This is a genomic window from Streptomyces sp. NBC_00005 (genome assembly GCF_045160215.1).
In the GTDB taxonomy this organism is placed as follows: domain Bacteria; phylum Actinomycetota; class Actinomycetes; order Streptomycetales; family Streptomycetaceae; genus Streptomyces.
This window is the reverse complement of record NZ_CP108316.1, coordinates 6,117,509-6,137,840: the sequence shown is the minus strand read 5'-3', so window position 1 is coordinate 6,137,840 and position 20,332 is coordinate 6,117,509. Positions and strand designations below refer to the sequence as shown.

The following is a 20,332-nucleotide window of genomic DNA, read 5'->3' as shown; positions in this document are numbered from 1 at the left end:
TTTACTCGCTCTTGACCTTACGTCCGCTTGTCGTGTCCGCGCAATCACACCCACGATGAGCGGGCACTTCGCGGCCTCTCCCGGCTTCCCTCGCCCCTACCCCGCTCAGGCGAAGTGCCAACCAACTGAGCGGAGTTCACAAGGCGGACCCTGGAAGGGGGCACATGAACAGTCTCGACTGGGTCGTACTCATCGGGTACTTCGGCGTGATGGTCGCGATCGGCGTCTGGTCGCACAAGCGTGTGGACGACGTCAGCGACTTCTTCACGGCAGGCGGGAAGATGCCGTGGTGGCTGTCCGGCATCTCCCACCACATGTCGGGCTACAGCGCGGTGATGTTCACGGGTTACGCGGGCATCGCCTACACCTACGGCGTGACGTCCTTCGTCACCTGGTCCTTCCCGATCGCGCTGGGCATCGCCATCGGCTCGAAACTGTTCGCGCCGCGCATCAACCGGCTGCGCTCCCGGCTCCATGTGGCCTCGCCCCTCGAGTACTTGAAGAACCGTTACGACCTGAAGACCCAGCAGGCGCTGGCCTGGTCGGGCATGCTGCTGAAGATCGTGGACGTGGGCGCGAAGTGGGCGGCGATCGCCACGCTGCTGTCGGTGTTCACCGGCATCTCGCTCAACCAGGGCATCCTCATCACCGGCGCGATCACCGCCGTCTACTGCACCATCGGCGGTCTGTGGGCGGACGCGCTGACCGAACTGGGCCAGTTCATCATCCAGTTGCTGGCGGGCATCTCGATGTTCGTCGCCGTCGTACTGAAGCTGAACGACAAGGGCATCGGCTTCCTCGGAGCCTGGGACGAGCCGGCCCTGCACGGCCATGGAAAGCCCCTGATCAGCCCCTACGGCACGGTCTTCCTGCTGGCCTTCCTCTTCATCAAGCTCTTCGAGTACAACGGCGGCATGCTCAACCAGGCCCAGCGCTACATGGCGACGGCAAGCCCCCGGGAGGCCGAGCGCTCGGCGCGCCTGTCGGCGGCGCTGTGGCTGGTCTGGCCGGTCGTGCTGTTCTTCCCCATGTGGATGTCCCCGCTCCTGGTCCACGCCCAGAAGCCGGACGGCTCCGACTCGTACGGCCTGATGACCGAACAGCTGCTGCCGCACGGCCTGTTGGGCCTGGTCATCGTCGGCTTCTTCTCGCACACCATGGCCATGTGCTCCTCCGACGCCAACGCGATCGCGGCCGTCTTCACCCGGGACGTGGCTCCGGTGCTCTCGCAGCGGGCCCGGTCCTGGGGCGAACGCTCCGGCCTGATCGCTGCGCGGGTGACCACGGTCGTCTTCCTCGGCCTGTCCATGGCGGTGGCGACGCAGGTCAACTCCCCCGCCTTCAAGGACATCATCACCGTCGTCATCAAGTGGGTCGCCGGTCTGATGGGCCCGATCGCCATCCCGATGATGCTGGGCCTGCTGCGCCCGTTCCGCCGCTCCGGCCCGACGGCGGCGCTCACCAGCTGGTCGATGGGTCTGCTGGCCTTCTGGCTGGTCAACTACCCGATCAACTGGAACGTCGACGGCGGAGTCCCGCTCGAGTACCAGGTCTCGATCCCGCTGGCCGTCTCCCTGACCCTCTACATCGCCATCGGCTACCTGAAGCCGGAGGACACCGCAGGCCGGCTGGCGATCATCGAAAAGATCAACACGGACGACGACAGTGCGGCGGTCGCGGTGCCGGCCCCGGCGGGCGACGTCGATGACGTGGTGGGACGGACCGCGGTGAAGGACTGACCCTTCAACTCACCGACTCACCGACCCGCCGACTCAACTACCCATCACTCATTGCCCATTGACTGACCATTGAGTGCCATTGACCGACCTTGGGAGGATTCGGGCCCGCACCCGGGCCCGGGTCCTCCCTAGGCGTTTTCCACGGCGCCGAAAAGGCCGTGCCCGAAGATCGCCCCAGCGGCAGACTGGCCGTATGACCCCACCCACGCCTTCCGACCCCAAGGCCGACCTCCACCGCTATCTGCAGGACGCCCGTGACGCCCTGCTGTGGAAGCTCGAGGGCCTCTCGGAGTACGACATCCGCCGCCCGCTGACGCCGACCGGCACCAACCTCCTGGGCCTGGTCAAGCACGTGGCCTTCGTCGAACTGGGCTACCTGGGCGACACGTTCGGCCGGCCCTCCGGCAGACCGGCCCCGTGGGGCGCGGACGGTGGCGATCCCAACGCCGACATGTGGGCCACCGCCGAGGAATCGCGGGACGACATCGTCACCCTCTACCGCGGGGCATGGACCCACGCGGACGCGACCGTCGAAGCGCTGCCCCTCGACACGGTCGCCAGAGTGCCCTGGTGGCCCGCCGACTCCGACGAGATCACGCTGCACCACGCGCTGGTACGGGTGATCGCCGACACCCACCGCCACGCCGGGCACGCCGACATCCTCCGGGAAGGCCTCGACGGCGCGGTGGGCATGCGCGAGGACAACACGAGCGTGCCGTCGAGCGATCCGGCGTGGTGGGCGGAGCACCGGGAGCGGCTCGAGCAGGTGGCCGAGGAGGCGGCCCGCAAGGCGCGGTAGGGCGGGCCGGCCTAGCCGCGCGGATACCGCGCCAGCCACCCCGGTGCGGACCCCGCCGGCCCGTGCAGGGCCGGGCCCTGGGTCATCTCCATGGCGAAGTCGTCCGCGAGTTCCAGGAGGGTGGGGCGGCCTTCCAGTTCGGCCAGCCAGGCCGGCGGGAGGGCCGTTTCGCCGTGCAGGGCGCCGAGGAGGCCGCCGGTCAGGGCGCCGGTCGCCCCCGACGGCCCGTCGTGGTTCACGGCCAGGCACAGCCCGTGCCGGACGTCCTCGCCCACCAGCGCGCAGTACACGGCGGCGGCCAGCGCCCCCTCGGCCGTACCGTCACCCGCCAGCTCGGCGACCCGGGCGGGCGTGGGCATCCCCTGCCGTACCGCGCCCAGCGCGTGCTGGAGCGCGTCCGAGACCGACTGGTGGCCCGGCCGCGCGGCGAGCAGCGCGAGCGCCCGCTGCACGGCTCCGTCGAGGCTCTCGCCGCGGGCCAGAGCGTGCACGATCACGGCGTACGCGCCCGCCGGGACGTAGCCCATCGGGTGCCCGTGGGTCTGCGCCGCGCACTCCACCGCCAGCTGGAGGACCAGTTGCGGCTCCCAGCCGACCAGCAGCCCGAAGGGCGCGGAACGGACGGTCGCCTCGGGCCCGACCTCGCCGGGGTTCTTGGGCGCGTCCAGGGTCCCCATGTTCTCGTCGCCGAAGCCGAGCAGCAGCGAGCGGGCGGGATCCCGCCGGGCGTACAGCCACTCCTCCCGGGCCAGCCAGCCGTCATCCTTGCGACGCTCGTCGGGCCCCCAGTCGTGCTGGGTGGCCGCCCAGCGCAGATACGCGCGGTGCAGATCGGTCGGCGGATGCCAGGCGCCGGTGTCACGGCGCACCTGGGCGCGTATCAGCCCGTCCACGGTGAACAGGGTGAGCTGCGTGAGGTGGGTGACGGCGCCGCGTCTGCCGTACGCGAAGCCGAGATCCACGACGCCCTCGGCGCCGTACGCCTCCCGGATCCCGTCGAGATCCAACGGATCGACGGGCGCTCCCAGCGCGTCCCCGAGGGCGGCCCCGAGCAACGTCCCCCGCACCCGACTCCGAAAATCCTGCTGCTCGACCCGGCCCCATATGGCCCCGGCTGTCGCACTCACCAAGACCTCCCTGATGACACCGCCCGACGCATGACAGCTCAGCACTGTAATCGAACAGGAACGGTGGGTTCAGGGGGTGGCTTGGTATGCCAGGTGTGGTGGGAGTGATCCCGAATGGTCAGCTATCACCCGTACCAGGTGCACACGAGTGCACAGGCGAACCGGGCTCCTCGACGGGTCGCGGACGCCTCGTGGACCGAGTTCGTGGCCTTCGCGGGTCATTCCGCGTAGCGGGCCTGTACGGCGTCGCGGGCCTCGGTGGCCGCTGCCAGGCGGGGAGCGAGGGCCGAGCGGTCCGAGTCGGGGCTTTCGAGCAGTTCGGTGAGGATGCCGACGAGCTCGGCCAGGTCGTCCCACTCCGGGTCCATGGCCAGGAGTTCGGCCAGTCCTCGGTCGGCCTCCGTCCAGTCGGCGAGGGCGCAGTTGGCGAAGCACCGGCCCCCCGCGCGTTCGCCCTCCGCCAGTTCGCCGTCCTCGTCCAGGAGGGGGCGCAGCTCACGCCAGAGGGGTTCCGCGGCCCGCAGGCCCTCGGAGCGGGTGACGGTCATCACCAGCTGGAAGAGCCCGCCGACCGGGTTCGTCTCGCGCAGTCGCTCCGCGATCCGCCGGGCCTGCGCCCACTGCCCGTCGTGCCGGTGCATCGCGCTGCGCTCGTAGTCCAGGTCGTCGTCGGGCGTCGCCGCCGCCCGCTCCGCGTCGGCCAGCCGTACGGACGCCTCGTCCCAGCGCTCGCACAACATCAGCAGGTCGATGGCCGTACTGCGGGCCCAGTCCGTCTCGGTCTCCAGGGCGACGCACCGGTCCAGGTCGGCCAGAGCCTGCTCGGTCCGGCCGGTCGCCAGCCACAGTCGGGCGCGGTCGGCGTAGGCCCAGCCGTAGTCCGGGGCCAGTGCGAGGGCTCGGTCCAGGTACTGGCGGGCCTCCCCGTAGGCCTTCCGGTACCTGTGGTTCGATCCGATACCGGCCAGCGCCTCCTCGTTGTCCGGATTGCGTTCCAGGACGCGCTGGTGGATGGCGATCGACTCCTCGTAGCGCCCCGCGACCCGGTAGTCCACCGCCAGTTCGAGCTGGACCCAGTCGGCGTCCGGTTCCGCCTCGACGGCTCGGTGCAGATCCGCGAACACGCCTGTCTCGTCGCCCAGTTGCCTCTTCGCCCGGGCCCGCATCACCAGCGCCCAGGCGTAGTCGGGCTTCAGCTCGACGGCGCGGTCGAGGTCGGCCAGTGCCTCCTCGTCCCGGCCGAGTTCATGGAGGGCCGCACCACGGCTCGCCAGGGCGGAGGCGTAGTCGGGGTCGAGGGAGACCGCCCGGCCGAGTTCGGCGACGGCTTCCTCGTACCGCCCCGCAAGCCGGTAGCAGTCGCCCCGTTCCGACGCGATCCAGGCCAGGTCGGGCGCGAGCGAGACGATCCGGTCGAACTCGGCGAACGCCTCGTCCAGTTCACCCATGGAACGACGCAGGCGAGCCCGGCGCACCAGCGTCCACAGGTCGTCCTCGTCGATGCTCAGTGACCGGTTGAAGTCGGCGAGCGCGGCGGCGTGCTGCCCGAGGCTGTGCCGGCTCACGGCTCGCCCGGTCAACGCGCCGGCGTCGGTCGGATCGAGGGCGATGGCACGGTCGAAATCGGCGACGGCCTCCTCGAAACGGCCCGCCAGCCGGTACGTCTCCCCGCGCTCGGCGATGATCCACCCGCAATCGGGGGCCAGTTCGTCCGCCCGGTCGAAGGCGGCGAGCGCGGACGGGAAGTCGTCCATCAGCTGGAGGGTGAGACCGCGGCCGTAGTGGGCCACGTCCAGCTGCGGGTCGAACTCGACCGCCTGGTCGCACTCCGTCAGGGCCCGTGCGTACTCCCCGATGCGGCGCAGTTCCCTGCCCCGCATCGTGTGGGCCAGCGCCCGGCCGCCGGTGTCGAGCCCAGGGCGGGCCAGGAGCAGGTCCATCGCCCTGGTCACTCCGGCTTCGTCGTCCGCGAGCATCTCGCCCAGCTCCCGGCCCCACTCGCGCAGGACCGGGTGGTCCGTCGCGGACCCCGCGTCCTCCAGCATCCGCGCCCAGCGGCGGCCGACGACCTGGTCCTCATGGCAGGCCTCGACGAGTCGCCGCAGCGCGTCGGCGAGCGCCGCGGGAGGGCGGGCGCAGAGCAGGTGGTAGGTCTCCTCCAGGAGCAGTGCGCGCCACTCCTCGTCCGCCCACGAGCCCCCCTCCTCCCGACCGTCCTCGGCTTCGGCGCGCCACTCGTCGTAGGCCTGCGCCAGCCGCCGGTGCCGGCCCACCCACGTGCGTGGGGACTCGCGTCGCTCCAGCCGCAGCATCTGCGCCCGTACGACGTCGTGGTACTGCGTCCGCTCCCCGCTCATGTCGACGAACGGCAGCCCCGTCAGCCACTCGTACAGCTCGTCCCGATCGTCGTCCGGGCGGTCGACCAGGACCCGGAACACGTCCATGTCCAGCCACCGGGGCAGCGCGCAGACCTTGGCGACGTCCCGACGGACCTTGGGTTCCCGGTCCAGGAACCGGCTCACGGCGGTGGTGCTCAGGTCCCGCACCTTCTCCCCGTCGGCTTGGGGGTTCTGCGCGAGCGTCGAGACGAGAACGGGCAGGCCGCCCGTGAGCCGCAGCACCTCCTCGACGACCGGCTCGTCCACGACTCCCCGCCCGGCCAGCAGTTGCCGTGCCTCGGCCTCGGTGAAGGGCTCGAGCGGCACCTCCGCCACGGAGTGCAGGCCGCTGCGGCGGGCGAAGTCCAGGGGGCGCTGCCCTGCCGTGACCACGACGAGGTTGGCGGGCAGCCGACGGTCCGCCTCGTCACCCGTGAGCATCTCGTGCAGCCATGGTTCGAGATACGGTCCGGTCCGCTCGTACGTGTCGAAGAACAGGACGATCCACGGGGCGGCGGAGGCGGCGTCCCCCAGCTCCCGGAGCAGGAGCGGGGTGAGCACCTTCTCCGGTGTCAGCACCAGGTCCACGTCGTCCTGGTTGTGGAAGCGGACACTGAGACCGGCCCGCACGCGGTCCGCGACCTGGGCGAGCTGGTCCGCGGGGATGGCTCTCGTGAACATGCCGAAGCCCGGGACGGCGGCTTCCGCCACGCCGATGCCCACCTCCACCGCGAACCTGCTGCCGGCCGACGGCGTCTGCGGCTCGGGGGACAACGCGGCGAGGGCGGCCGCCTCCGCCTCGCGGCGCCGGTCACGGTAGGTGGCGAGCCGCCGCTCCAGGCCCTTGAACCGGTGCCCCTGATCGGCGAACTGACGGCACATCACGTCCAGTGCGTCCGGCACGCTTCCGGCGCCCTCGCCGACGTACACCGTCAACGCGCCGCGCTCGCGCGCCAGATGCCGCAACTCCCGTACCAGGAAGGTCTTTCCCACGCCGGAAGGGCCGTGCACGTGGAAGCGGAAGTGGTGCCGGCTGTCCCCGAGCGGGATGTCGAAGTTCCGCAGGAACGCGGTCCGTTCGGACTCGCGTCCCACGAACCCGGCCCGTGTGTGCTGCTCGTTCAGCTGCTGCATCGACGGCTCCGGCTGCGCCATGTGTACGTCAGTCCCCTCGTCGCGGCCCGTCCGCCGACCATTCTGGCTCAATCGATCTGGAACCCGCAGCACCGGGCAGGGAAGATGGCGGTCATGGCATCGACACCCCCACGAAGCGCTCTGCACCTCACCAGCACCCTGCTCACCGCGACCGTCGGCCTCTACATAGCCCTCGTAGCCTTCGGCAACATCACCGATTTCGGTACCAACCAGTCGTTCGTGCAGCACGTCCTGGCGATGGACACGACGTTCAAGGACGACGATCTGATGTGGAGAGCCGTCACCAGCAAGGGACTTCAGAACACCGCGTACGTCGCGATCATCGTCTGGGAGACCGTCGCGGCCCTCGTCCTCATCTACGGCACCTGGCTCTGGGCCCGCCGCGACGACCGCCGCGCAGCCGCCACCTCCACCTACGGCCTGCTCATGCTGATGCTTCTCTTCGGCGCCGGGTTCATCGCCATCGGCGGTGAGTGGTTCTCCATGTGGCAGTCGAAGACCTGGAACGGACTCGACGCGGCGCTGCGGGTGTTCGTGCTGAGCGGGGTCGTGCTGCTCGTCGTCCAGCTGACCGACAGGCGGGCCGACACGGCCGGTTGACAGGCCCGGTCGACACGACCGGGCCCAAGGACTCGATCCTCGACGAGCTGGACTGACGCCCGCGGCCCGGCCGGACGCTACTTGACCACCGTCACCTTCGTCCCCGTCGATCCGAACGTCCACAGCGCCGTCCCGTCGGCGACCCGCATGCGGATGCCGCCCGTCGTCACGCCCGACACCGGCGGCGGCGAGGCGCCGTCGACCGCGTTCGAGAAGGCGATGTTGGCGCCGGACTTGGTGGAGAAGTACACGATGTTCTCGATCTTCACGCCGTCCGAGCCGGTGATGGGACCCTCGGTGCGCGCGCCCACGGTGTACGTGCCCGGGTCCGGGCTCACCGTCCCCGGCCACACCGCGAACGTACGGCGGGCCGCGTCGCTCGCGTCGACCAGCCACACCGTCTTCCGCCCGAGGGAGTAGACGATGCGCCGCCCGGTGCCGGAGCCGTCCAGCACCGCGGACGGTGCCTTGGACTTCGTGGGCGTGGGATGCGCGCCCGCCGACGCGGAGGCGCTGGGCCGGGCGGCGACCGCGTGGGGCTTCGGCCCCTTGTCGGCCTGTACGGCGAGGACGACCACGGCGGCGATCGCTCCTACCGTCAGACCGGTCACCCAGACCTTCGCGGCTGACACGGCACGCATCTCCTCAGCTACCCGAGCTCCCCATCCCCGTCGAACAGGGGTCGGATCATCGTACTCAGTCCAGCACCGGCAGAAGTTCCGGCAGATGCCCGTCCGACACCGCCGCCGCCCGCTGCCGCTCCTGCGGCACCTCGCCGTAGAGCGTCGTGCGCGGCTTGGCCGGGCGGCCGGCCGTCTCCGCGACCGCGATCAGGTCCTTGACGGACTTGTACGAGCCGTAGGAGGAGCCCGCCATGCGGGAGATCGTCTCCTCCATCAGCGTGCCGCCCAGGTCGTTCGCGCCGGAGCGGAGCATCTCGGCCGCGCCCTCCGTGCCCAGCTTCACCCAGCTGGTCTGGATGTTGGGGATCCACGGGTGCAGCAGCAGCCTTGCCATCGCCGTCACCGCACGGTTGTCGCGGATCGTCGGGCCGGGGCGCGCGATGCCCGCCAGGTACACGGGCGCGTTCGTGTGGATGAAGGGCAGGGTCACGAACTCCGTGAAGCCGCCGGTGCGTTGCTGGATGCCGGCCAGGGTTCGCAGGTGCCCGAGCCAGTGCCGCGGCTGGTCCACGTGGCCGTACATCATCGTCGACGACGAGCGGATGCCCAGCTCGTGCGCCGTCGTGATCACCTCGATCCAGGTCGCCGCCGGCAGCTTGCCCTTGGTCAGGATCCAGCGGACCTCGTCGTCGAGGATCTCGGCGGCCGTGCCGGGCATGGAGTCGAGGCCCGCCTCCTTGGCGGCGCTCAGCCATTCCCTGATCGACATGCCGGTGCGGGTCGCGCCGTTGACCACCTCCATCGGGGAGAAGGCGTGCACGTGCATCCCGGGGACGCGCTCCTTGACCGCCTTCGCGATGTCGAAGTACGCCGTCCCGGGCAGGTCGGGATGGATGCCGCCCTGCATGCAGACCTCCACCGCGCCCACCTCCCAGGCCTGTTGGGCGCGGTCGGCGACCTGGTCCAGCGACAAGGTGTAGGCGTCCGCGTCCGTGCGGCGCTGGGCGAAGGCGCAGAAGCGGCAGCCCGTGTAGCAGACGTTGGTGAAGTTGATGTTGCGCGTGACGATGTAGGTCACGTCGTCGCCGACCACCGACTTGCGTACGTCGTCCGCGATCCGCGTCAGCGCGTCCAGCGCCGGGCCGTCCGCGTGCAGCAGGGCGAGGGCCTCCTCGTCCGTGAGACGCGTCGGGTCGTCGGCCGCCGTCGCCAGCGCCGCCCGTACGTCCGTGTCGATGCGCTGCGGCACCATCCCGGGGGCCGCCGCCTCGCGCAGTTCGGCCCAGTCGCCGTACACCTCGTCGAAGTCGTCGCGGCGGTCGGACGTACGGCCCTCGGTGTCGATGGACGCGTGCAGATCCGTACGGCCGAAGGAGACGAACGCCTCCTCCGGTTCCTGCCAGGCGTGGCCCTCGACCACCGCGTCCGGGCGGGCGAGGCCCGTCTCCGGGTCGGCCAGGGCGCGTACGTGCGGGAGCAGGCGCGGGTCCAGCCAGGGCTCGCCGCGCCCCACGAACTCCGGGTAGACGCAGAGCCGTTCCCGCAGCTCGAAGCCGGCGGCGCGCGAGCGCTGGGTGAGCTCCTCGATCTGCGGCCAGGGGCGCTCGGGGTTGACGTGGTCGATGGTCAGCGGGGAGACCCCGCCCCAGTCGTCGATGCCTGCGCCGATCAACCGCTCGTACTCGGAGTCGACCAGGTTGGGCGGGGCCTGGAGGCAGGCGCTCGGGCCCATGATGTGCCGGGCGACGGCCACCGTCGCCACCAGCTCGTCCAGCTCCGCGTCCGGCATGCCGCGCATCGCGGTGTCCGGCTTGGCGCGGAAGTTCTGGATGATCAGTTCCTGGATGCCGTGGTAGGCCCTCGAGATCTTCCGCAGCGCGAAGAGGGACTCCGCGCGCTCCTCGTACGTCTCGCCGATTCCGATCAGGACGCCGGACGTGAAGGGGACCGAGGAGCGGCCCGCGTCCTCCAGGACGCGCAGGCGGACGGCCGGTTCCTTGTCCGGGGAGCCGTGGTGCGGGCCGCCCGGCTCGGACCACAGGCGGGTCGCCGTCGTCTCCAGCATCATGCCCATGGAGGGGGCCACGGGCTTGAGGCGCTGGAAGTCCGTCCAGGACATCACGCCCGGGTTCAGGTGGGGCAGCAGGCCCGTCTCCTCCAGGATGCGGATGGAGATGGCGCGGACGTAGGCGATCGTGTCGTCGTAGCCGTGCGCGTCGAGCCATTCGCGCGCCTCGGGCCAGCGGTCCTCGGGCTTGTCGCCCAGGGTGATCAGGGCTTCCTTGCAGCCGAGGGCGGCACCCTTGCGCGCGATGTCGAGCACCTCGTCCGGGGACATGAACATCCCGTGGCCCGCACGGCGCAGCTTGCCGGGGACGGTGACGAAGGTGCAGTAGTGGCACTTGTCCCGGCACAGCCGGGTGAGGGGGATGAAGACGCTCTTCGAGTACGTGATGACGCCGGAGCGGCCGGCCGCCTCCAGGCCCGCGTCGCGGACCCGGGCGGCGGACGCGGTGAGGTCGTCGAGGGCCTCGCCGCGGGCCTGCAGAAGGACGGCCGCCTCGGTGACGTCGAGGGCGACACCGTCACGAGCGCGTTTGAGGGCGCGACGCATGGAGTTCTCGGTCGGGCCGGTTCCGGAGGTCGCGGAAGTCGTCATCCTTCGAGCATACGAGCGAGGTGATCAGGGCAGTCAGGCGCCGCCCCATTCGTCCCCGCTCGCCCCCCGTTACACGGTGTCACTGGTGGCCGGGAGATGGGCCGCATAGGAGTCCAGGACGCGCAGCACCTCCGCCTCCCCCGCCGGCGGCAGCTGGACCACGACCTCCTCGATGCCCAGCTCCGCGTAGTGCGCCAGCTTGCCGGGGGTGGGGTACACGGCGTACGGGACGACCTGGAGGGTGGCCGGGTCGCGGCCCGCGTCGGCCCAGGCGGCGCGCAGCACCGGCAGCGACTCCGACAGCCCGCGCCCGCCGATCGGCATCCAGCCGTCCGCGTACTCGGAGATGTGCGAGAAGAGCTTCGGGCCCGCCGCTCCACCCACGAGAGTGCGGGGGCCGACCACCGGACCGCGCGGCTTCTGTACGGGCTTGGGGTGGGCGGAGGAGGCCCGCACACTCCCGAACTGCCCGTCGTACGCGGTCGGTTCCTCGCTCCACAGCGCCCGCATCAACGCCATCCGGTCCCGGACCAGCTCGCGCCGCGTACGCCACTGCACACCGTGGTCGGCGGCCTCCTCGACGTTCCAGCCGAAACCGAGGCCGAGGGTGAAGCGGCCGCCGGAGAGGTGGTCGAGGGTCGCGATCTGCTTGGCGAGGTCGATCGGGTCGTGCTGGGCGACCAGCGTGATGCCGGTGCCGAGGGCGAGCCGCTCGGTCACCGCGGCCGCCTGGCCGAGCGCGACGAAGGGGTCGAGGGTGCGGCCGTACTCGGGCGGCAGCTCGCCGCCCGCCGGGTACGGCGTCACACGCTCCACCGGGATGTGCGTGTGCTCGGGCAGGTACAGGCCGGCGAAACCGCGCTGCTCCAGCTCACGGGCGAGCCGGACGGGCGCGATGGTCTCGTCGGTGAGGAAGATCGTGACGGCGATTCGCATGCCCCATCTGTACCGGTACGAGCGCCAACTGTCCATACCGACTGGTCGGTCGTCAGGCGGGGGCATGACACGCGGAGGCGGTCGGCCTACGTTGGAAACGTGACGACGATCCGCGGCACCCTGCCTCCGGGCTCCCCGGACTACGTGTACGTACCCGTCGAAGTCCCCTCCGGCGTAAGCGAGTTGAGGGTCTCCTACCGCTACGACAAGCCGTCCGTCCCGCCCGGCACCCCCGGCAACGCCCTCGACATCGGTCTCTTCGACGAGCGCGGCACCGAGCCGGGCGGGGAGGGGTTTCGGGGGTGGTCGGGCGGGGCGCGCACGGAGTTCTTCGTGCGGGCGGACGACGCGACGCCGGGGTACCTCCCCGGTCCGGTCCGCGAGGGCACCTGGCACCTCGCGCTGGGCCCGTACACGGTCGCCCCGCAGGGTCTGTCGTACGAGGTCACGGTCACGCTGACGTACGGGGAGCCCGGCACGACGCCCGAGCCGGTGCATCCGCCCGAGCGGGCGGGGGGCCGGGGCCGCGCCTGGTACCGCGGCGACTGCCATCTGCACTCCTGGTACTCCGACGGCCGCCGCACCCCGGCCGAGATCGCGGCGCTCGCGCGGGCGGCCGGCCTGGACTTCATCAACTCCTCGGACCACAACACGCACTCCGCGCACCCGCACTGGGCCTCCGAGGCGGGCGACGACCTGCTGATCATGCTGGGCGAGGAGGTGACGACGAGGAACGGCCATGTGCTCGCCCTCGGCACCGAGCCCGGCACCTTCGTCGACTGGCGCTACCGGGCCCGCGACCACCGCTTCGGCAGGTACGCCCGCCGGATCCGCGGCGCCGGCGGCCTGGTCGTCCCGGCCCACCCGCACGCCACCTGCATCGGCTGCGGCTGGAAGTTCGGCTTCGCCGAGGCGGACGCCGTGGAGGTGTGGAACGGGCCCTGGACGCCCGACGACGAGGTGACGCTGGCGGAGTGGGACAACCTGCTCGTCGCGGCCCTGCGGGAGGGCCAGGACCGGGACCAGGGGTGGCTTCCGGCCATGGGCAACAGTGACGCGCACCGCGATCCGGACGTGGTCGGACTTCCCCAGACCGTCGTCCTCGCCGACGACCTGACCCGGGAGGCGATCCAGGACGGCATCCGGGCGGGGAGGTCGTACGTCGCCGAGTCCAAGAGCGTCTCGCTGTCCTTGACGGCCACCGGCGACCAGGGCCTGCGCGCCGGCATCGGGGAACGGCTGGAGGTCGACGGCGACGACCCGGTCACCGTCCGCGTGGAGGCCTCGGGCGCCCCGCGCTGCACCGTCCGCCTCGTCACCGACCAGGGCGTCCTGTTCACCGGCGACCCGCTGCCGGTCACGGGCTCGGGCACGGTGCAGTGGCGTACGACCGCCTCGTACGCGGCCTACGTACGGGCGGAGTTGCGGCACGAGACGGCGCTCGGCCCGCTTCCGGGGGTCATGGCGGCGTTCACGAACCCGGTGTTCCTGGGGCGTCGGTGAGGGACTGCAGGTCGGCCACGACCGCGGAGTGGTCGGACGGCCAGACCCCGCCGACCGGGCCGTCACCGGCCCGCCGCACATGCAGGACGGTGCCGGCCCCGCCGGGGCCGGCCGGTGCGCCGACGTGGATGTAGTCGATGCGGGTGCTCGGGCCCAGGCCGGGATGCACATACGGGTTCGCATGGTCCCAAGTGGCCGACGGGGCGGCCGGATCGGCGTACTCCCAGGCGTCGAAGAAGACCAGTCCGGGTGCGGCGGGCGACGTCCTGGTCCCGCCGAACAGCCGGATCTCGTCCGAGTCCGGCCAGGCGTTGAAGTCGCCGGTGACGACGGGCGGGAAGTCGGTGCCGTCGCGGCGGGCGGCGACGAACCCGGCGAGGGCGGTGACCTGCTCGCAGCGGATTGCGGACGCCTGGAGGTGCGAGGTCAAGTGGGCGGTGAAGAAGGGCACTTGACCACCGGGCGCGTCGAGCCGCGCGTAGAGGGCGAGCCGTCCGTCGTCGACGTCCTCCGGAGCGGGCAGCCGCAGCACGTCCTGCTCGACGACCGGCCACCGGCTGAGCACCGCGTTGCCGATCTCCACGCCCGGCTCCCCGATCCGCCGCTGCCACCGTTCGGAGGCGGGCGAGGCGGCCCACGTCCAGTGCAGCCCGAGCTCACCGGCGAGCCATCCGGCGAGGTTCTCGCCGTCGGCGGCCCACACCTCCTGCAGCCCCACGACATCGGGGCGCAGCTCCCGCAGCACGGCGAGGACGGCCTTCTGCCGCTCGGCCCAGGGACCGAAGCGCCACCACACGTTCCAGGTCACGACCCGCATCCGCAGCCACCCGCCTTCGTCGCGCGTGCGTCGGAGACCATTGAAGCAACAGTTCGAGCCGGACACATGAAGCACGGACATGAACCACAGACACAAACCAGAGACCTGAAGGAGCCGCACCGACGATGCCCCGCCCCACCGACCCCCGTTTCCGCGCCACCACCGCCTTCCAGCGCCATGTCGCCAACCCGCTCATGCGCCGGATGCCCCTGCAGACCCTGCTGGAGACCACCGGGCGCGTCTCCGGCCTGCCCCGCCGCACCCCGGTGGGCGGTCGCCGGACCGACGGCTCCTTCTGGCTGGTCTCGGAGTTCGGGGAGCGCTCGCAGTACGTCCGCAACATCAAGGCCGACGCGAAGGTACGCGTGCGGATCCGCGGCCGCTGGCACACGGGCACGGCCCACCTGCTGCCCGACGACGACCCGGTGGCCCGCCTGCGCACCCTGCCCCGCGGCAACAGCACGGCGGTACGGCTACTGGGGACGAGTCTGCTGACGGTGCGGGTGGATCTGGACGGGTGAGGGGCCAGGAGTGAGAGGGCCAGGGGTGAAGGGTGTGAGGGGTGAGGGGTGACGTCACCCCGGCCAGACGATCGCCTGCACCTCGCTGTACGCGTGCAGCGCGTACGACCCCACGTCCCGGCCGACCCCGCTCTTCTTGAACCCCCCGAACGGCGCCTCCATGTTGCGCCCGACGGTGTTCACGCCCACCCCGCCGGCCCGCAGCTGTCGCGCCACCCGGAACGCCCTGGCGACGTCCCCCGACCACACGTAGTCGATGAGCCCGTAGTCGCTGTCGTTGGCCAGGGCGATCCCCTCTTCCTCCTCCTCGAAGGGGATGACCGTGACCACCGGGCCGAAGATCTCCTCCCGGGCCACGCGCATGTCGTTGGTGCAGTCGGCGAGGAGGGTCGGGGCGATGTGGAAGCCGCGCTCCAGCGACGGACGTCGACCGCCCGTCACGACCACCGCGCCTTCCTTGCGGCCGAGTTCGACGTACGACTCCACGCGCTCCCGGTGGGCCGCGGAGATCACCGGTCCGACCACCGTGTCCGGCTCCCTCGGGTCGCCCACCTTCAACCGGCGTGCGTAGGCCGCCAGTTGCTCGACCAGCCGGTCGTACACGCCCCGCTGCGCCAGTACCCGCGTCGGTGCCGTGCAGATCTGGCCGCTGTAGAAGGAGAAGGTGGTGCCGATCCCGGCCACCGCCGAGCCGACGTCGGCGTCGTCGAAGACGACCGCGGCCCCCTTCCCGCCCAGCTCCATCAACTGCCGCTTCATGTCCCGCCCGCACACCTCGGCGATCCGCTGCCCGACCGCGGTGGAGCCGGTGAAGCTCACCATGTCGACGTCCGGGGAGGCGACGGCCGCCTCGCCGACCTCCACCGACCGGCCGGTGACCACGTTCATCACGCCCGGCGGCGCACCCGCCGCCTCCAGCGCCTGAGCCATCCGGTAGACCGACAGCGGATCCTGCGGGGCGGGCTTCACGACCACCGTGTTGCCCATCGCGAGCGCGGGGGCGATCTTGCCCACCGGGTTCGCCCACGGGTTGTTGTACGACGTGATGCAGGTGACGACGCCGACGGGCTGGCGCACGGCCAGCGCGCCCATCACGGCCGCCTTCCCCATCGGTCCCGCCTCGTTGATCTGCGGCGGGATCGCCCACTCGGCGGGCTCCACGCGCGCGTACCGGCGGAAACGGGCCACGCCCACCCCGACCTGCATCGCCCGCGCCGTCCCCGTCGTGGCCCCGGTCTCCGCCTGTGCCAGCTCGGTGTACGGCGCGAACCGGCTCGCGATGATGTCGGCCGCCCGCCCGAGCACCGCCGCGCGCTCCTCGGGCGAGGTCCTCGACCACGGCCCGAAGGCCTCGCGGGCCGCGGCACAAGCCGCGTGCACCTGATCCCGCGAGGCCTCCGGAGCCCACCCGATGGTCTCCTCGGTCGCCGGGTCGACGACGGCGTAGTGACCCCCGTCCGGCTCGACCCACGAACCGCCGACGAACAGCCGCTGACCGTCGGCCACTTGACTCACCTGGTGCTCACCGTCCTCGTGTCCCGCCCGGACCGCAGCACCTTCCCGGGCACCGCACCGCTCACCACGTCGTCCCGCATCGCCTCGACCCCGTTGACCCACACGGCCCGCACCCCGATCGCCTTGGCGTCGAGCCGCGGGCTGTCACCCGGCAGGTCGTGCACCAGGGTGGCCGTGCCCGCGTCGATCCGTTCCGGGTCGAAGAGCACCAGGTCCGCATGGAAGCCCTCCTCCACCCGCCCCCGCTCACGCAGCCCGAAGAGCCGGGCCGGGTCGTCGGTCAGCATCTTCACCGCCTGCTCCAGGCCGACCAGCTTCCGGCGGCGCAGACAGTCGCCGAGGAACCGGGTCGTGTACGGGGCTCCGCACATGCGGTCCAGGTGCGCACCGGCGTCGGACCCGCCGAGCATGACGTCCTCGTGCTGCCAGGTCTCCGCGCGCAGGGCCCAGGAGGCGGGGTCGTTGTCCGTCGGCATGGGCCACAGGACCGTACGCAGGTCGTCGGCGGCGCAGATCTCGACCAGGCAGTGGAAGGGGTCCTGGCCGCGCTCCTCGGCGATGTCGTCGACGACCCGCCCCTGCAGCCCCCGGTTCGCCTCGCTGTACGTGTCGCCGATGACGTACCGCCCGAAGTGCGCGAGCCGCCGGAAGACGCCCGCCTCCTTGGACCGGGCCCGGCGCAGCATCTCGGCCCGGACGTCCGCGTCCCGCAGCTTCGCGATGCGCTCCGGGACCGGCAGCCCCAGGATCGGGCCCCACCCGGGTATCAGGTTCAGCGCGCAGAAGGTGCCCAGGGACATGTTCATCGGCGTGAGGATCGGCATGGTCAGCGCGACGACCCGGCCGCCCGCCTTGCGCGCCTGCTCGCTCGCGAACAGCTGCCGGGGCACGCGTTCGGGGACGGAGGCGTCGATGGTCAGGACGTTCCAGTTCAGGGGCCGTCCGGCCGCCGCGCTCATCTCCACGAACAGATCGATCTCGGCATCGCTGAACTGATCGAGGCACCCGGCCACGATCGCCTCGATCTGCGTCCCCTCGTGCTCGCCGACGGCACGCGAGAGGGCCAGCAGCTCGGCCGGCTTCGCGTGCCGGGAGGCGACGGGCTGTCCGTCGCCGTCGGAGTGGGTGGACGACTGGGTGGTGGAGAACCCCCAGGCACCGGCGTCCATGGCCGCGTGCAACAGCCGTACGATCTCGGCCAGTTGCTCCTCACTGGGCTGCCCGCCCACCGCGTCCGCCCCCATGACGTAACGCCGCAGGGCACAGTGCCCCACCATGAACCCCGCGTTGACCGCGATACGCCCCTCAAGGGCATCCAGATACTCCCCGAAGCCACTCCAACTCCAGGGCGCCCCTTCCTCCAGCGCGACCAGCGACATGCCCTCGACCTTGGACATCATGCGGCGCGTGTAGTCGGCGTCGTCGGGACGCGACGGGTTCAAAGGGGCCAGCGTGAACCCACAGTTGCCCGCCGCGACGGTAGTGACTCCGTGATTGAGAGACGGGGTCGCATACGGATCCCAGAACAACTGGGCGTCGTAGTGCGTGTGCGGATCGACGAACCCGGGGGCAAGGACGAGACCGGTGGCATCCTCGCTGGTCCGGGATTCCTCGGTGATCAGGCCGATCACGGCTATCCGACCGTCCCGTATCCCCACGTCGGCAGTGCGCGCAGGCGCTCCCGTCCCGTCGACAACGGTCGCGCCTTTGATGAGGTGATCAAGCATGCGGTGACTCCTTGAGATGCGTGCGGCATACCTCCCTGGGGGCGCGGGGCCGTATCGACATGCGGCTCCGCCGCGTGGGCGCGACCAGCCACAGTCAACCCGCACCCCGCACCCCGCAGCGGCGCTTACGCGGCAGCCCGGAACCGGGAAGTCCGATGCACAGGATCCGTATCGATCTTCGGAATCACGTGCTCCCCGATCAACCGAATCGTCTGCAACGTCTCCTCCTTCGGCACCCCCACCGGCAACCCGAAGCTCAGCTGATCCGCCCCGGCCTGCTCCCACCGCTTGCACTGCGTGAGCACCTCGTCCGGATCACCGCAGATCAACAGCTCCTCCTCGATGAGGAGTTCGACGAACTCGGGGGTGTACTCGGGCAGCGTCTCCGGCCACACCGGGAAGCCCTCGGGCCGCGGGAAGGTGTCGTGGTACCGGAACACCAGCGACGGCAGATAGTGCAGCCCGCCGTTCGTCGCGATCCGGATCGCCTCGTCGTGCGTCGGCGCACAGATCGCCGTGGTCGTCACCATCACGTTGTCGTTGACGAAGTCACCGACCGGCTCGGCGTTCACCACCGCCGTCTTGTACTGCTCCAGCACCCACTCCATGTCGGAGACCTTCTGGATGCTGAACCCGAGCACCCCGAGTCCCTTGCGGGCGGCCATGGCGTACGAGGGCGGCGACCCGGCGGCGTACCACATCGCGGGGTGCGACTTCCCGTACGGCTTGGGCAGGATCTTCCTCGGCGGCAGCTGCCAGTGCTTGCCCTGGAAGCCGACGTACTCGTCCTGCAGCCACATCTTGGGGAACTCGGCGATCGTCTCCTCCCAGATCTCCTTCGTGTAGTTCATGTCGGTGATGCCGGGGAGGAAGCCGAGGATCTCGTGCGAGCCGGCCCCGCGCCCGCTGCCGAACTCGAAGCGGTTGCCGGTGAGATGGTCGAGCATGGCGACCTTCTCGGCGACCTTCACGGGGTGGTTGACCTGGGCGAGGGGATTGAAGATCCCCGAACCCAGGTGGATCCGCTCCGTCGCGTGGGCGAGATAGCCCAGGAAGACGTCGTTGGCGGAGAGGTGCGAGTACTCCTCCAGGAAGTGGTGCTCGGACGCCCAGGCGTACTTGAAGCCCGACTTGTCCGCCTGGATGACGTACTCGGTCTCCTCCATCAGTGCCTTGTGCTCGGCGAGCGGGTCGGTCTCGGCGCGCTTGCCCACGTATCCCTGTACAAAGAGCCCGAATTCCAAGGCGGGTCACCATCCCTACGTTCCTGACGAACCGTCAGATTCTCTGCCGCCCGACTGTTGCACCGCCCGCATGCACCGTCAATAGCTGACGGCCAGTCAGATATGGAGGTCCGGCGAACAGCCCGACGAGCTCCGTCGATTCAGAAGACGGAGACCCCCGCCAGCCATCCCCCGTCGATCACGAACGGCTGCCCGGTGATGTAGGAGGAGTCGTCGGAGGTGAGGAAGAGGGCGAGGCGGGCCACCTCCTCCGGCTTCCCGATCCGCCCGAGCGGCACGAGCTTGCGGTACAGCTCGTCCAGCGCCCGGCCGGTCTCCTCCGCGTCCGCCGTCGGGTCCAGTTGGGCCGGGTTGGACATCGCCGTGTCGATGGCGCCGGGGCACATCGCGTTGACCCGTATGCGCCGGTCCGCGAGCTCCAGGGCGGCGACGCGGGTGAGGCCGAGGATGGCGTGCTTGGTGGCGGCGTACGTGCCCACGGCCGCCATGCCGGTCACAGCCGTATAGGAGGCGGTGTTGACGATCGTGCCGCCGTCCTCCATCACCGGCGCGACGGTCTTGATGCCGAGGAAGCAGCCGACCTGGTTGACCTGTACGACCTGCATGAACTCGTCGAGGGGCGTGTCGAGGAGGGAGTTGAAGCGCAGGATGCCGGCGTTGTTGACCAGGCCGTCGATCCGGCCGAACGCGTTCTTGACGGCGCTCACGGCGGACCGCCACTGGTCCTCCTGGCTCACGTCCAGGTGGACGTAGCGCGCGCCCAGCTCCTTGGCGAGGGCCCCGCCCTGGTCGTCCAGGACGTCGGCGACCACGACCTCGGCCCCCTCCGCTCTGAAGAGGCGGGCCTCCTGCTCCCCCTGCCCGCGCGCCGCTCCGGTGACGATCACGACGCGTCCGTCCAGCTTGCCCATTCCGTTCTCCTTGGAGTCTCGGAGGTCTTGGAGTCTCAGAGGTGGTGGTAGGTCAGTGGTGGTGGAGTGTCAGTGGTG

The 20,332-nt window shown here is 70.9% G+C and carries 15 protein-coding genes; 5 read left to right on the top strand and 10 right to left on the bottom strand.

The window, feature by feature from the left end:
- The first annotated feature begins 164 nt into the window (after window positions 1–164).
- Both OG303_RS28255 and OG303_RS28250 read left to right on the top strand, forming a co-directional pair.
- Window positions 165–1,739, top strand: a complete 1,575-nt coding sequence (locus OG303_RS28255) for a sodium:solute symporter family protein (RefSeq protein ID WP_405871821.1) — start codon at window positions 165–167, stop codon at window positions 1,737–1,739.
- 193 nt (window positions 1,740–1,932) lie between these two features.
- The gene (locus OG303_RS28250; RefSeq protein WP_405871819.1) at window positions 1,933–2,538 is read left to right on the top strand and encodes a DinB family protein; all 606 of its coding nucleotides are present in this window, start codon (window positions 1,933–1,935) and stop codon (window positions 2,536–2,538) included.
- 11 nt (window positions 2,539–2,549) lie between these two features.
- Here OG303_RS28250 and OG303_RS28245 read toward each other — a convergent pair whose 3' ends face one another.
- Both OG303_RS28245 and OG303_RS28240 read right to left on the bottom strand, forming a co-directional pair.
- The gene (locus tag OG303_RS28245) at window positions 2,550–3,665 is read right to left on the bottom strand and encodes an ADP-ribosylglycohydrolase family protein (protein ID WP_405871818.1); all 1,116 of its coding nucleotides are present in this window, start codon (window positions 3,663–3,665) and stop codon (window positions 2,550–2,552) included.
- A gap of 218 nt (window positions 3,666–3,883) precedes the next feature.
- The gene (locus OG303_RS28240; protein ID WP_405871816.1) at window positions 3,884–7,177 is read right to left on the bottom strand and encodes a tetratricopeptide repeat protein; all 3,294 of its coding nucleotides are present in this window, start codon (window positions 7,175–7,177) and stop codon (window positions 3,884–3,886) included.
- A gap of 114 nt (window positions 7,178–7,291) precedes the next feature.
- On the opposite strand from OG303_RS28240, the gene OG303_RS28235 reads away from it, so the two are divergent.
- Window positions 7,292–7,798 carry a DUF2165 domain-containing protein gene (locus OG303_RS28235; protein WP_405871814.1) on the top strand — a complete coding sequence of 169 codons (507 nt, stop codon included), beginning with the start codon at window positions 7,292–7,294 and terminating at the stop codon, window positions 7,796–7,798.
- Between the two features lie 77 nt (window positions 7,799–7,875).
- Here the strand turns inward: OG303_RS28235 and OG303_RS28230 are convergent, their stop codons facing one another.
- The 3 genes from OG303_RS28230 to OG303_RS28220 all read right to left on the bottom strand — a co-directional run bounded on the left by OG303_RS28230 (window position 7,876) and on the right by OG303_RS28220 (window position 12,016).
- Window positions 7,876–8,439, bottom strand: a complete 564-nt coding sequence (locus OG303_RS28230; RefSeq protein WP_405871813.1) for a hypothetical protein — start codon at window positions 8,437–8,439, stop codon at window positions 7,876–7,878.
- A 55-nt stretch (window positions 8,440–8,494) separates the two neighbouring features.
- On the bottom strand, window positions 8,495–11,080 hold the full coding sequence (locus OG303_RS28225; RefSeq protein ID WP_405871812.1) for a bifunctional FO biosynthesis protein CofGH: 2,586 nt from the start codon (window positions 11,078–11,080) through the stop codon (window positions 8,495–8,497).
- A 69-nt stretch (window positions 11,081–11,149) separates the two neighbouring features.
- Window positions 11,150–12,016, bottom strand: a complete 867-nt coding sequence (locus OG303_RS28220) for an LLM class F420-dependent oxidoreductase (RefSeq protein WP_405871810.1) — start codon at window positions 12,014–12,016, stop codon at window positions 11,150–11,152.
- A 99-nt stretch (window positions 12,017–12,115) separates the two neighbouring features.
- Here OG303_RS28220 and OG303_RS28215 point away from each other — a divergent pair, with 99 nt between their 5' ends.
- Window positions 12,116–13,519 (top strand): CehA/McbA family metallohydrolase, encoded by a 1,404-nt coding sequence (locus OG303_RS28215; protein WP_405871809.1) that lies wholly within the window; start codon window positions 12,116–12,118, stop codon window positions 13,517–13,519.
- On the opposite strand, the gene OG303_RS28210 is transcribed toward OG303_RS28215, so the two are convergent.
- Window positions 13,488–14,336, bottom strand: coding sequence for an endonuclease/exonuclease/phosphatase family protein (locus OG303_RS28210; RefSeq protein WP_405871808.1), 849 nt, complete (start codon window positions 14,334–14,336; stop codon window positions 13,488–13,490). The genes OG303_RS28215 and OG303_RS28210 overlap by 32 nt on opposite strands.
- A gap of 125 nt (window positions 14,337–14,461) precedes the next feature.
- Here OG303_RS28210 and OG303_RS28205 point away from each other — a divergent pair, with 125 nt between their 5' ends.
- Window positions 14,462–14,857 (top strand): nitroreductase/quinone reductase family protein, encoded by a 396-nt coding sequence (locus OG303_RS28205; RefSeq protein ID WP_405871807.1) that lies wholly within the window; start codon window positions 14,462–14,464, stop codon window positions 14,855–14,857.
- Window positions 14,858–14,911: 54 nt separating this feature from the next.
- Here the strand turns inward: OG303_RS28205 and OG303_RS28200 are convergent, their stop codons facing one another.
- The 4 genes from OG303_RS28200 to OG303_RS28185 all read right to left on the bottom strand — a co-directional run bounded on the left by OG303_RS28200 (window position 14,912) and on the right by OG303_RS28185 (window position 20,254).
- Window positions 14,912–16,372: an aldehyde dehydrogenase family protein gene (locus OG303_RS28200; protein ID WP_405871806.1), complete on the bottom strand. Its 1,461-nt coding sequence runs from the start codon at window positions 16,370–16,372 to the stop codon at window positions 14,912–14,914.
- Window positions 16,369–18,099 carry an amidohydrolase family protein gene (locus tag OG303_RS28195; protein WP_405871804.1) on the bottom strand — a complete coding sequence of 577 codons (1,731 nt, stop codon included), beginning with the start codon at window positions 18,097–18,099 and terminating at the stop codon, window positions 16,369–16,371. Before OG303_RS28195 ends, OG303_RS28200 begins: the two co-directional genes overlap by 4 nt.
- A 125-nt stretch (window positions 18,100–18,224) precedes the next feature.
- Window positions 18,225–19,343 carry an LLM class flavin-dependent oxidoreductase gene (locus OG303_RS28190; protein WP_405871802.1) on the bottom strand — a complete coding sequence of 373 codons (1,119 nt, stop codon included), beginning with the start codon at window positions 19,341–19,343 and terminating at the stop codon, window positions 18,225–18,227.
- 140 nt (window positions 19,344–19,483) lie between these two features.
- The gene (locus OG303_RS28185; protein ID WP_405871800.1) at window positions 19,484–20,254 is read right to left on the bottom strand and encodes an SDR family NAD(P)-dependent oxidoreductase; all 771 of its coding nucleotides are present in this window, start codon (window positions 20,252–20,254) and stop codon (window positions 19,484–19,486) included.
- Window positions 20,255–20,332 lie beyond the last annotated feature (78 nt).